Raw genomic sequence first — 12,725 nt, 5'->3', positions numbered from 1 at the left:
TGTTGTTTTAAATGGGTTATTAAAATTTCAGGTGCATATCGTCAATCAAACGAGCCTTGATTAAATCCGAATTTTCCACCTGCAATGTTTGATGCCTGCCGCCGTTCTTCTCGAAAATCTCAATCAGAAGTATCTTATCATCGGCAATGGTAAATTGGTCTAAGAGGAATACATTTTGCTCGGTAGATTTTCCTTTTATGCCGTCCAATGGTTTGTAAGTCCTAAGCGGTGTCAAAGGAATTTCCTGCACTACGGTACGTTTGGCAACCTTTTTATCCACCACTTTGAAATTGATAAAATCAATCTCAAACGGAACATTGGTTTTGTTACGCAGTTCGGTATGGAAATAGTATTTGCCGTTGTGTATGTAAATGCCTTTGAGGATAAACTGAATGCCGAAACTCTTAGCCCCGATATGCTTTACAATGCGCTTGTCTTTCTTGTAAATGGTTTCCAGTAACAAGCCTGCCAGTGAGGGCGAATTGTTGCCCAATTCTTCAAAAAGCACATCGTTTCCGTTGGTTCTATCTACTGATTTTTGCATTGTTAGCAGGTCATAGCTTGTTGCTTCAGGGTAGGAACTGTAATACACACTGAAACTGTAAAAACGTCCATCATTGGTAATTACTGAAAAATTCGTTTCCGGTTCAAAGTTCCTTACCGATGCTTTTACTCGTAGTACGTTTTCCGCATCTTCGGCTTTACCTGCAATCAGGTATTCGCTTCCCAAATCCACGTAACGAATGGCAGTCGGGAAAATCAAGTGCGAAGTTTTATCGTAGGTTACTTCCATTTTGTATGGTTCTATCTTGCCCAATGCAAGCGGAGTTCTGATGCTGTCCTGCGCAAAAGAATTTACGGCTAAGCCGATAGTCAGAGCAAATGCCCAAAGTGTTTTAAAAAGATTTTTCATTATAAAATTATTTTAGTTTAACATTATTGTTTTGATACAAGGAAGACCTGATGCCCTGCTTTGAGCGTAACCTTTGGTGTACGTACTTTCTTTGCGAAATAGCCCGAAATTCCTTGTACAATGCCTCTGCTTAAATCGGCAGCAACCTGTTGTCCGGCATTCTGCGTAAGCATCACGCTCGTTCCTCCTGTCTGGCTCATATTGCCCGCCATTTCGGTAAGTGCGTTCATTTCGGGCGAATACGGAACGTACAAGCCTTGCTGCCCGTCCAAATCGTAAATGGTAATATCTACGGGAATGATATTACCCTCCAGTTCTACCGAAGTAACCTTTAGCTGTAAACGACCGCCCTGAAACTTGGCATTCGCCGTTACGATAGTTCCTTTGGGAATGGTACGATTAGGCGTTTTGGCAGGCTCTAATAAACGAAGCCTTACGCCCGTTTCCCCAACAACGGTTTGTGCATCGTGTACGCAGGCTTTGATGCTGTTTTTCGGCTGTACCACCTGTTCAGTAGAACCTGCGGTATAGAAGCCCCTGTTTTTGGTCTGGTTTAAATCGTTCAAAAATTCGCTGTCTGTTGGCTCACGATACAAGGCTGATACGGTGTTTTTCCTTGTGGGCGTAAATGATACAAAATGCTCTTTTTGGCTGGCAGTCGAAGCTCCCGAAGCTGTACCGTTTGTGGGTGTGGCTTCTCCATTGCTGCTATTACCTTGCGGAAGATATTTTGCAGCCATTTGATAGGATTTCTCCATCAGGGCAAGCTGGTCATCTACTGTTGTTGCTTTAGGTACATCTTTATCAGCCAGTTTTTCTTTTAGCTCATCCAATTGCCTGCGGAGTTCCATTGTTTCTGCATTGTCGTTATTATAGAATGAGCCTAACGTGCTTTGTGTATTTCGGTAGCTGTTCAAGGCAGGATTGCCATAACGTCCCGAATTTCTGCCACTGCCATAGCCGTTGCTTTCTTCCTCTTCTACAAAATCTTCTTCGCTCTTGGCGTTGGCAGATGAGCTGTCCTCATTCCAATAATCGGATAGCGTGGTAAGGGCATTGCGTTTCTCCTGGTCTTTTTGTTCCAGCATTTCCTGCTCATACGCTTTGCCTTTGCTGTCGGGCATTCCTGCCCCGGTAGCTTGTGGAACAGCATCGTTCAGCCCGATGTTTTCGACCTCTTTTTTATCCTTTGACGGTTTAAAGATGAGGTACATACAGCCTAAGAAGACAATCGCCATCAAACCGAATATCAAGGGCTTTTTAAGGCGGTCTTTGCTGTTCTTTTTATCATCCAGCAGATTGGATGCTTTACTTTGGTCGCCTTCCTCAACGAGAATGCTGACCCTTTTTTCATTTTCTTTCATAAAACTGATTTTTTAAAATTGTTGATACACTATCCTGCAACCTTGCAGGATTTTTACTTTTGAGGACAGGGTTCTCGATATGCCTGATGTTGATGGTATCATTCGGCTTGCCCGTATCGTACACTACTTTGCCAATAACCCCTGCCGTAAGCAAGAGATAACCCACAAAAAAGTACAACGTGTATTGATGCTGCTTGCGCACTGGCAAAGCCCGCCAACGCTCATCGAGCTTATCAAAAAACCTGTCCATAGTTGCTCTTAATTTTTTCATACTTTAATGATTTTCGGTTATCGCATTTTAAACCGCCTTTTCGGGGAAGACAACTGTTCTTTAGGTTTGTCAGACACTTGGGCAATGGCTTCTTTCCTTGTCGGAACCGAGCTTGTAGAGAGGTCTGTCAGTTTGGATTGTTTCAATAATTGCCCGTATTGGTCTATCCTTTCAATATTCATCTTCTGTACATCAAAAAGACCGTCTTCATACTTTACCCACATATTGCATTCAACCTTTGGCTTATCATCGCCATTCCATTGCAGGTAAGTTGTCAGCATCATAATGTTGGGCAACATCGGTTTATCCATCCCATTTTTACAAGCCTCTAAAAACCTGCTGATGCTGTCTTTGATTTTGTCGGCATAAGCTGCCTCCGTTTGGAAATAACCGTCATACCCTTTATCGGTCAGCGTTTTTGCGAATGCGTCTAAATCAAGTAACTGTTTCATATCCTTAATTTTTAGCGTTCGATAACTTCGATGTCTTTGTTTTCTACTACCGCAAACTTTTCGATGTTAAATCCCTGCGGGTTGTTATCCGAACGAACGGAGTTGACGAGATAGCAGGAAGTAATCAGGTTACGGCGTGTTACGTTGCTCGAACGGATGATGAACTGTTTGGCATAGGTGCGCACTGCATAGGGGTAATTGTCGAAATTGCACACCACACTATCTACCTCAATTCGTTGCTGAACATTACCCGAAATGATACGGCTGTAATAGCCCTTTTCAGACAGGTCTTTGTAATAGTCGAAAGCTGATTTATCGGCAAGGTTGAACGCCCTGCTCATATTGCTTTCAATAGCGTTCTTATCGGGTGCAAGCGTGAAGAACAATTCGTGAAATCTCCTGACGTGTTCCCTTGCTTCCACAGGTCGGTTAATACTGGCATCCTGCGACAAGGCAAGCATCAGTGATTTGCCATTATCCAGCACATAGATTTTTTGCCTTTGTTCATTTGCAAAGCTGTACGATTTCCACACGGCAAATCCTACTACGCCTATGCAGAGAACGGCAAACACGATGGCATATAAACGTATCTGCCGAAAGCTGTTTTCTATATTTCTTAGCGTTTTAAATTCCATTTTTAAGAATGATTATTGTTTTACATTATTTTTTAAGTAACTGACCGCCGATGTTTCCAACCGTTGAACCAGCTCCGGCTCCGGCAAGGTTTCCTGCTTTCATTGCTGTTGAGTTTACATTGCGGGTAAAGTTTCCTGCGCCTCCAGCTTGGATTACCCAGCCTGTTACTGTCGGGATAGTGAAGTACCCGATGATGCCGATAATCATAAAGATGATGTACACCGTATTGGAGGTGTCGGGTATATAGGTCGGGTCTGAAAGCATTGCTATATCCTTTTCCAGTATCAGCGATTGTATCCTTGCCAGCATCGAACTGAACAAATCGGAAACAGGCAACCACAGGTAAACGCTCACATACCTCGTGAGCCACTGCGTGAGCGTGGACTGAAAGCCGTCCCATACGGAAATTGCAAAGGCAATCGGTCCGAGTATGGAGAGGACTATCAGGAAAAATGTTCTTATGGTATCAATAACCAAAGCCGCCGCCTGAAAGAGTATCTCCAGTAGATTGCGAAACCAATCCTTTATGGCTTTTTCTATTTGATAAGCACCCCTGTCCATATACATACCCGCCATCGTGCCGATGTCGGAGGGCGACCAGCCCAATTCATCCAGCTTCTTGTCAAACTCTTCGTCCGATACCATATAGGCGGTTTCGGGATTTCTGACCATTGCTTCATATTCCAGTTGGTCTTTCTGCTGTTGCAGCTTGTTCAGGTCAAGCACCTGGTCTTCGAGTATGGAATGTGTTCCCGTTACAACGGGGCTTAGCACTGCATTGATAGTTCCCAATACAATGGTTGGGAAAAACATAATGCAAAGCCCCAAAGCAAACGGGCGTAACAATGGGAACATATCAATAGGTTCGGCACGGCTTAAAGCCTGCCAAACCTTTAATGCCACATAGAATAATGCACCCAATCCCGCAAGACCTTTAGCCACTGCCGCCATATCGCCTGCAAGCGGCATCATATCGTCATAAAGCGAACGCAGGAGTTCGTGAAGATTATCCCATTCCATTGTTACCAGTATTTTTGGTTAGCAGTTCCGTATAGGTCAAGCACCCTTTTGGCATCGTTTTTCTTTTTCGCTCTCAGGTAGCTTACAGAAATATTTTTGTTGGTGTAATAGCGTACAAGACTGTGGTAGTCTTTTACTTCTTTGTACACACGGTCGATGATGTCCATACGCTCTTTGTCGTTCAGCGAAAGGCTGGATGAGGTTACGATTTGCTTCAGTTCTTTCAGCAGTTCGGTACTTTCATTGAGCAATGCGGAGTAGCCGTTACCGATAGCGGTCAGCTCTTGCGGCGAGAAATTGGGGTCGTTCATCATCTTGCCGAAATTCTGCACGTACATTTCCGAAACATCGCCTACCAGCAAAACCGTTTGCTGCACCTTACGGGCATCTTTCACAAGGTTGTTGACGGCTTTCAGCTTGTCGTAATATTCCTTGCCCTGTTCGTACACTTTCTTCACTTCGTTGAAGTTCTTAACCACATTGCTTACGGTGGAAGAAGTCTGTACGATTTCATTCGCACTGTTGAGAATGCCCGATGCAAGGTTTGCGGGGTCGGTTACTACCCATTGGGCTTTTGCGGACGGTGCAACGGCAAGCATTAGTGCCGTACACACCATAAAAAGGATTTTTTTCATTTTCTTGAAATTTTAAATTGTTAATGACTATTGATTTGAATTGTCACGCCGTTGCATAGCGATATGCTTAATGGCGAGTTCCACGTTTCCGTCCAGTTCAGCAGCGAGCTGCATTACTTCCATTTTTTCGGTTTCTTCGGTGGTATAGGCGAGGTATTCCTCCAAACTAACTTCGGTGGCATAGACTGCCGAGTGCGTACCACCTAAACCAATCCAGACTTCTTTGTAAAGCCTTGATGGGTCGTTGTTCATATTGATAGAAAGTACCTGCCCTTTCTCCTTATCGGTAAGCCCCAGCATTGCCTGTATATCGTCAAACTTATTCATATACTTGCGCTGGTCTAAGAGGATTTTACAATCGGAGTTGTTGATGATACTTTCTTTCACAATGGGCGACTGGATAATATCATCGACCTCTTGCGTTACGACAATCGCTTCTCCGAAGAATTTGCGAACGGTCTTAAAGAGGTACTTGATGTATTCCGCCATTCCCTCTTTGGCAATCGCTTTCCAAGCCTCTTCAATCAGGATGAGCTTACGGATACCTTTCAGTCGGCGCATCTTGTTGATGAACACCTCCATAATGATAATCGTGACTATGGGAAAGAGGATTTTGTGGTCTTTGATGGCATCAATTTCAAACACGATAAAGCGTTTGGAAAGCAGGTCTAACTGCTTGTTTGAGTTCAGCAGGTAATCGTATTCGCCGCCTTTGTAATAAGGCTCTAATACGTTGAGGAAATTGGCAATGTCAAAGTCTTTTTCCCTTACCTGCTTTTGCTCCAATACCTTGCGGTAATCGCCTTTTACATACTCGTAGAAGCCGTTAAATGATGGGTACACGTTTTCCGTTTTGATACGCTCGATATAACCGCTAACGGCATTGGATAATGCCACTTCTTCCGAACGGGTCGGCGGTTCATCGTCCCTTTTCCAAAGCGTTAGTATCAAAGTTTTGATACTTTCACGCTTTTCAATATCGAACACGCCGTCATCGGTATAAAAAGGGTTAAAGGCAATGGGATTGTCTTCGGTATAGGTAAAATAAACCCCGTCTTCGCCTTTGGTTTTCCCCTTAATCAATTCGCACAAACCCTGATAGGAATTACCCGTATCTACCAACAGTACGTGTGCGCCCTGCTCGAAATACTGCCTTACCATATGGTTTGTGAAGAACGATTTACCCGAACCTGACGGACCAAGAATGAATTTGTTCCGGTTCGTGATAATGCCACGCTTCATTGGCAAATCTGATATATCCAAATGGATAGGCTTGCCTGTAAGCCTGTCCGCCATTTTTACCCCGAATGGGGACGGCGAATTGTGGTAATTGGTTTCTTCGGTAAAGAAGCATAAGGCTGGCTCTATGAACGTGTAAAAACTTTCCTCTGCCGGAAAGTCGCCGGCATTGCCCGGCATTCCAGCCCAATACAACGTGGCAACATCCGTAGTGTTGTGGCGTGGCTTACACTCCATCAGTGCTAACGCACTACCGCAATCATTCTTTAGCTGTTTGAGTTCGGCAGGGTCTTCCGACCACGCCATAATATTAAAATGCGCACGAACAGAGGAAAGCCCGAACGAATGTGCTTCGTTCAGGTACTTTTCTATCCACTCTTTGTTGATTTGGTTGGCACGGCTGTACCGAGCCAATGAGTGCATATTCCTTGCTGATTTTTCAAACTTTTGCAGGTTCGCTTCGCTGTTATCCAAAAACAAATACTGGTTGTAGATATGGTTGCAGCTCAACAACAACCCCACAGGTGCAGCGAACGACAAACGGCAGTCGCTACGGTCGGTAGATAGCTTTTCAAAACGTGTATCTGCCGATACCGTTCCGGGCAAATCGTCCGTATCGGACAGGGTGTGCAAAGACAACCTTTTGTTTCCGATACGGACTTCTTCAGCACCGAGTGCGATGTCCTGCATCGGCGTTCCTGCTTCCCTCGAAAGGGTAAAATACTGTTCCAGCAATCCTTGCTTTTCATTTGTACCGATGATGTCTTCTTCGCTCAATCGTTGCAGGCTCACAAAACCGCTATCGTTCACAATACGCTCAAACTGTGCTACGGCTTCCATAAAGCGATGTATCGCTTCCTTATCCCTGATTTCCTTTGGTATGAGTGTGCCTTTGCAAAGCGAACTGAAGTTGCTTTGCATACGCATACGCTCTTTGGTGGTTTTTGTCAGGAACAGGTAGCAATAGTGGTTCAGGAATGGTCGCTCGTTGAAATGGCGTTGATAAGATTTCGATAAAAAACTCTGATCTTCCTGTGCCAAATCGGGGGCGTAGCTTTCTTTGATGTACCAATCCTGTTTGTGAATGACCGTAAAATCGGGTAAGGTCTTAATCGCCTTGTGCCAAGCGGAGTGAATGGCTTCATATTCCGCAGAAGCTACCGTGAACAGTTCCGGTAAACGCACTTCAAAACAGGCGGTAATGTCCGCATCTTTGGAAAGTATGCAGTTGTTCTCTACTGCCAGCAATGGAAATTTGCTTTCCAAAGTGGAGGTCTTTGCTACATTTCTCATACGGCTTTTGGTTTAGAAGTGAATTTTAAATACCTGTGTACAGGCTTGCGGCAGATGATGTATCGAGGATGCCGTTTTCTTGCACCCACTTTCATCAGCCCGTGTTCGCCGTACTTTTGGTTCAGTGAAAAGGTCTGCCATACGATGAGCGAAGCACCCCCTGCTCCGATGAACAGGCAGATGTAAGAGTTTACGCCTGCCATATACAGTATCATCACGAGAATAAGCGTACCGAGCAGTCCGCCTGCGAAAATGAACAGGTATTGCGCTTTCAATCCTTTGAACTCTACTGTACGCCCAATGCCTTTGTTAATATTGTAACTATTCATAAGCAAAGGATTACAGGAAGAATGAACGCAGGATGGTAGCGGCAACAATCAGGAAGATACACGCACCAAACCAGCTTGCCGCAGTCTTGCTCGTGTCAGGGTCGCCGGAGCTGAATTTGTTATACACCTTAACGCCTCCGATGAGCCCAACCACCGCACCGATGGCGTAGATTAATTGGGTGGCGGGGTCGAAATAGCTTGTTACCATTTGAGTAGCTTCGTTGATACCTGCCGAACCGTTTCCCTGTGCGAACGCACCAATTCCTGACAGCATCGCCACGGCTGCCAGCAAAACTTTTTTTCTCTGTTTTTCCATAATTGAAACACATTTATTTGTTACATTTTATCCCGCACCTTGCGAGCTTTCGGGACAAATGTCTTGTGGAAAAAGAGGCGTTATAAGAAAGTGGCAGTCAAAGGAAGTGTTTGGCTGTGAGTGGCTTTGTTGGTGGGAATTTTCAGAACGAGAGTGGAAATTTTCAAATGCTTTTTATACAATTTACAGTTGGTTCAATGCAACTTTTAAATTACATTTGTACATTCGTAATAAAGTCAATTTTAATCCTTTTTGAGATGAAAATATCAGGCAGACATATTGGAGAAATGCTGAAGGAAGCCAGAGAACAAAGACAGCTAACTCAAGAACAATTAGCCCAAAAAGTGGGTAAGAAAAGGAGTTACATTTCTAAGGTTGAAACTGATTATGGCAATAATATCAAACTTCAAACCCTTAAAGAGATAGTAGAAAAGGGATTTGACGGTACAGTTAAAATTAATTTGGAACTCTGATTTGTATATGGATAAATTATTGAAGAACGCTTTTAAAATGCAAATTCAATCCAAAGAAGGATTTGAGTTCGAAGAATTTATTGATGAACTGTTTCTTTTGAAATATGGCGTTGATAACTATACGCCCATTAGAAGGAATAAGGATAAAGGCAATGACGGTACTATTTTACCCGAACAAAAAATATTGGCTTGTTACGCACCAAGAAAATATAGCAAAACTGATTTTGAAACGAAAGTTTTAGGGGCAACAAACAAAGAAGGAGATTTCGAAAAATACCAGAAAAACTGGAAAGACAAATTTCCAAATTGGGAAATGTACGTAAACCACGAAGTATCACCGGAACAATTTACGCTAATTCAGAGTTTGGACGGCGATACTTCGATTAAGGGTATAGACCAAATTCTTTCTATTGTTGATGAACTTGTATCAAGTAAAAAAAGAAAACTTGCAGCTTATTTGGGGATTGAGAACTTTTTTATACAGGACTATATTCAGGAAATTATTAATGACTTATTGAATGCTTCAAGCGAAGAAGATAAGGCTCTGCATTTCGACAGGAAATCATTAGTCCCTCCCCAAAAGAAAATCGAACTCAACTTTGAGCAGGAAGATTGGGATGGAATGAACTCGGAAATGGTACTGGTTATGGCAGAATTTAACACGATTACCAATATACTTTCGGGATATAACGATGATGAGATTAATACCCTGAAAAGAAGAGTTATAAATGATTACAATAAACTTTCAGGAAATTTCAAGGATAGATTATATAATCTAACCGACCAATATACAACAGCATATGGAAACATTAAAGATGATGAATATGTGAAGTGTGTAAAATCTATATTGCTTTATATGTTTGAGCAGTGTTTAATAGGCAGAAAAACAGAAAATGAACTATGATATTACCGCAGCCAGAAAGCAATCTTAAAACCAATCTTATGGTATTGGGAGCAGATATTATTAGTATTATGGGCAATTCCCCTTTTAAAAACAAATATACCATCGTGGATGATATAATGAATAAGTTTTTAAACAGGGATAAAGATAGAACACCCGACCTTTTTCTGTATGCTTTAACCTTTTTGCATACAATTGGCAGTATTGAGAAAAAAGGATATAAAATTAAATTGGTAAAGAAAGAAAGCCAAGAAGAAAATCAAACAAGTTTATTCGACAATGTTAATTAGAATATATTCAGAAACCAACCTTATAGATGCTGTTCCATTTCACAATGGAATAAACATCATATTGGGCAAATACTCTGGGGATAAAGAAGCACGAGGGATTAATGGTATTGGCAAATCTACGTTGGTCAGGCTTGTTGATTTTACCTTACTAAGCGGTAAAGCAGAAAAAAGATTTGCTCAAAAAAAGTATGACTTTTTACGTGAGGATGAACACACGATTACTTTAGAAATTGAAGTACAGGAACAAAAATATTTTCTCAAGAGGGGCTTTGCCGATACAAAAAAAATATTTTTCGGGAAGCGACCGGATGCTCTCGATGAATATGAAAAATCTGAAATGCCGAAATTGCTGGAAGGGATATTTTTTCCGACAGAGAACAACGAAGTATTCTTTGAGGGAAAAAGATATGGAACGTTGATGGAATTTTTTGTTAAGGATGACTTGCAAAGTCAGCAGAGAGTTGACCCTTTAAATTTTGTTTCTTATAACGCCAATGCAAGAGAAAAGGCGTTGTATAATTTTTATTTGCTTAATCTCCCGACTAAAACACTTTTAAAATATAACGAAGTTTCTTCTGAATATGAAAGATACAATAATAAAGTAAAATCATTATCAGAAAAGGTTAAGGCAGATACAGGGAAAGATATTCAGGAGTTTAGAACCGAGCGGCTAAAAATCGAAAAAGATATTGTAGCACTTGAGAATAGCCTGAAAGAGTACAACTTTCTTGCTAATCACAAAGAGATAGAGCAAAAGCTAAATCAGGTTATATCTGAAATTAACGAGCAATCTGTCATCTATCATAATACAAACCGTAAATTAGAAAAACTCAAATCCTCTTACAATGATGTAACATCTATCGACCTGGACAAAATTCGTAAGCTCTACAATGAAACCGTATCTACATTTGGCAACTTTGTAAAAAAGAGTTTAGATGAAGTTATAGACTTTAAAAAACAACTTCTGGCGAATAGAAATAAATATTTATTGGAAGAAGAAAAGAAATTACAATCATCAATAGACCAAAGTTTAACACAGCTTGAAAAATTAGAAAAGAACAGGAGCCAATTATTTTCATTGCTAAAAGAGAGAGGTGCATTGGACAGGATTGAGAGTACCTACGAAAGATTAGTGAATGAAAAAACACTTTTAGAACGGAACACCTCAATTGTAAGGGAAATTGACGAAATAGAGGAAATATTAGGAAATTCCAATATTGTCATTGCAGAATTAAAGAGAGATATTGTTAGTGAACTAAATAAGCAACAAACCTATCTTGATGAGTTGAGATTATTATTTCAGCAAATTCTTGAAAATGCTATCTATTTGGATGAAGAATTTGATAATTCTTATTTTAATATCACATTAAACTCTACTTCGCCAAGAAATCAGTTGCCATTTAAAATAAGTCTGGAAATTCCAAAAGCAGATGCTTTGGGACAGGAACGTTTGAAAATTGTAGCGTATGATTTAATGGTATTCTTAAAAAGCAGGATTGATAAACGCAATATCCCTGATTTTCTTGTACACGATGGTGTATTTCACGCCATATCATACAAAACAATATCCAATGTCCTGAACTATATGTACCACAAATCGAACGAGCTGCATAACTTTCAATATATACTTACTTTCAATGAAGATGAAATTGATTTAAACGGCGATGAAAATAAGTTTGGAAAGTTTGATTTTGATTGGTCAAAACAAGTGATTGCTGAATATTCAGATACCGAACAGGAAACAATTTTTAAACGATTTTTTTAGATGGCGAACTATCAACTACCTCCTTTAAAAGATGAAAGGTTATTTGAGGAACTTACTTGTGATTTATTCAATTTTGTAGAGAATACTTCGTCATATGAGAATACAGACTTTCAGACGTTTGGTGTAAAAGGACAAAATCAGAAAGGAATTGATGTCTTTTCTACTAAAACCAAAACGGTTATTCAATGCAAATTGAAGAGCATTGGAAGAAAGGATGAAACTATCAGGAAAAATCTAATTCAGGATATAAACACCGATTTAGAAAAATCGAGGGACTTAGCTATTGATTTCGACAAATTTGTTTTTGTTTCTACCTTCCGTGACGATGTGCAAATACAGGAATACCTCAATCAAATCAGAAAAGAAAAGGAACTTCCATTTCATTTATATTATTGGGGATGGGACACCGTTACAAAGCATATTGAACAATCAGAGGCTTTGCTACATAAGTATTTTCCAAAGTTTGTAAAAAAATCCAAGCCTGTAAAAGCAAAAATTGAATTACCTGACGGAGCATTGGGGAAAGAGCTTTCTAAGAAGAACTATATTGATTATTTAAAAAAAAGATATGGCGATTGGAAACAAATTGAACTAAGTAAAAAGGGAGAAAAATTCAACTGGGCTGCTTTTACTATTTCATTATCTAAAAGATATAAAGCATCAGGAATTAATTATATTGATGTTCGGCATTTTGATGATTTAGCATCCTATCTAAAAAGCCGGATTGATTGCACAATTATGGGAAAAGTGAACAAGTCTAAAGGAATAAAAAACTATTCTGCGTTTGAAGAGTTCTCGGAAAACGGAATTTAAAAAGACAAAGGGAAG

At 40.7% G+C, this 12,725-nt stretch carries 15 protein-coding genes; 5 read left to right on the top strand and 10 right to left on the bottom strand.

Going from position 1 to position 12,725, the window contains the following annotated elements:
* Nucleotides 1-19 precede the first annotated feature (19 nt).
* The 10 genes from traN to BUB03_RS02985 are packed head-to-tail and all read right to left on the bottom strand — an operon-like array spanning nucleotide 20 to nucleotide 8,468.
* The gene (traN, locus tag BUB03_RS03030) at nucleotides 20-913 is read right to left on the bottom strand and encodes a conjugative transposon protein TraN (RefSeq protein WP_002996001.1); all 894 of its coding nucleotides are present in this window, start codon (nucleotides 911-913) and stop codon (nucleotides 20-22) included.
* 23 nt (nucleotides 914-936) lie between these two features.
* On the bottom strand, nucleotides 937-2,277 hold the full coding sequence (gene traM, locus BUB03_RS03025; protein ID WP_002996003.1) for a conjugative transposon protein TraM: 1,341 nt from the start codon (nucleotides 2,275-2,277) through the stop codon (nucleotides 937-939).
* The gene (locus BUB03_RS03020) at nucleotides 2,264-2,548 is read right to left on the bottom strand and encodes a hypothetical protein (protein ID WP_002996005.1); all 285 of its coding nucleotides are present in this window, start codon (nucleotides 2,546-2,548) and stop codon (nucleotides 2,264-2,266) included. Before BUB03_RS03020 ends, traM begins: the two co-directional genes overlap by 14 nt.
* Nucleotides 2,549-2,565: 17 nt before the next feature.
* Nucleotides 2,566-3,000, bottom strand: coding sequence for a hypothetical protein (locus BUB03_RS03015; protein ID WP_002996007.1), 435 nt, complete (start codon nucleotides 2,998-3,000; stop codon nucleotides 2,566-2,568).
* An 11-nt stretch (nucleotides 3,001-3,011) separates the two neighbouring features.
* On the bottom strand, nucleotides 3,012-3,635 hold the full coding sequence (traK, locus tag BUB03_RS03010; RefSeq protein ID WP_002996009.1) for a conjugative transposon protein TraK: 624 nt from the start codon (nucleotides 3,633-3,635) through the stop codon (nucleotides 3,012-3,014).
* 25 nt (nucleotides 3,636-3,660) lie between these two features.
* Nucleotides 3,661-4,656, bottom strand: a complete 996-nt coding sequence (gene traJ / locus BUB03_RS03005; RefSeq protein WP_002996010.1) for a conjugative transposon protein TraJ — start codon at nucleotides 4,654-4,656, stop codon at nucleotides 3,661-3,663.
* A gap of 2 nt (nucleotides 4,657-4,658) precedes the next feature.
* Nucleotides 4,659-5,291 carry a DUF4141 domain-containing protein gene (locus BUB03_RS03000; RefSeq protein WP_002996013.1) on the bottom strand — a complete coding sequence of 211 codons (633 nt, stop codon included), beginning with the start codon at nucleotides 5,289-5,291 and terminating at the stop codon, nucleotides 4,659-4,661.
* A gap of 27 nt (nucleotides 5,292-5,318) precedes the next feature.
* Complete coding sequence (locus tag BUB03_RS02995; RefSeq protein WP_024567749.1) at nucleotides 5,319-7,823, bottom strand: TraG family conjugative transposon ATPase; 2,505 nt, start codon at nucleotides 7,821-7,823, stop codon at nucleotides 5,319-5,321.
* Nucleotides 7,820-8,152: a DUF4133 domain-containing protein gene (locus BUB03_RS02990; RefSeq protein ID WP_002996016.1), complete on the bottom strand. Its 333-nt coding sequence runs from the start codon at nucleotides 8,150-8,152 to the stop codon at nucleotides 7,820-7,822. Before BUB03_RS02990 ends, BUB03_RS02995 begins: the two co-directional genes overlap by 4 nt.
* Nucleotides 8,153-8,162: 10 nt before the next feature.
* Nucleotides 8,163-8,468, bottom strand: a complete 306-nt coding sequence (locus tag BUB03_RS02985; RefSeq protein ID WP_002979435.1) for a DUF4134 domain-containing protein — start codon at nucleotides 8,466-8,468, stop codon at nucleotides 8,163-8,165.
* Nucleotides 8,469-8,725: 257 nt separating this feature from the next.
* On the opposite strand from BUB03_RS02985, the gene BUB03_RS22030 reads away from it, so the two are divergent.
* Genes BUB03_RS22030 through BUB03_RS02960 form a run of 5 tightly spaced genes read left to right on the top strand, consistent with a single transcriptional unit; the run spans nucleotide 8,726 to nucleotide 12,710 of the window.
* Nucleotides 8,726-8,941 carry a helix-turn-helix domain-containing protein gene (locus BUB03_RS22030; RefSeq protein WP_109570615.1) on the top strand — a complete coding sequence of 72 codons (216 nt, stop codon included), beginning with the start codon at nucleotides 8,726-8,728 and terminating at the stop codon, nucleotides 8,939-8,941.
* A gap of 37 nt (nucleotides 8,942-8,978) precedes the next feature.
* Nucleotides 8,979-9,845 (top strand): hypothetical protein, encoded by an 867-nt coding sequence (locus BUB03_RS02975; RefSeq protein ID WP_198001572.1) that lies wholly within the window; start codon nucleotides 8,979-8,981, stop codon nucleotides 9,843-9,845.
* A complete protein-coding gene (locus BUB03_RS02970; RefSeq protein ID WP_002996022.1) occupies nucleotides 9,842-10,132 on the top strand; it encodes a hypothetical protein in 291 nt (96 codons plus the stop codon). The genes BUB03_RS02975 and BUB03_RS02970 overlap by 4 nt, the downstream gene beginning before the upstream one ends.
* Nucleotides 10,122-11,897: a DUF2326 domain-containing protein gene (locus BUB03_RS02965; RefSeq protein ID WP_073060169.1), complete on the top strand. Its 1,776-nt coding sequence runs from the start codon at nucleotides 10,122-10,124 to the stop codon at nucleotides 11,895-11,897. The genes BUB03_RS02970 and BUB03_RS02965 overlap by 11 nt, the downstream gene beginning before the upstream one ends.
* Entirely contained in the window at nucleotides 11,898-12,710 is an 813-nt protein-coding gene (locus tag BUB03_RS02960) for a hypothetical protein (protein WP_002996025.1), read from the top strand.
* The last annotated feature ends 15 nt before the right edge of the window (nucleotides 12,711-12,725 follow it).

This window comes from Chryseobacterium oranimense, assembly GCF_900129755.1.
Classification (GTDB): Bacteria; Bacteroidota; Bacteroidia; order Flavobacteriales; family Weeksellaceae; genus Chryseobacterium; species Chryseobacterium oranimense.
This window is presented reverse-complemented; position numbering and strand designations above follow the sequence as displayed.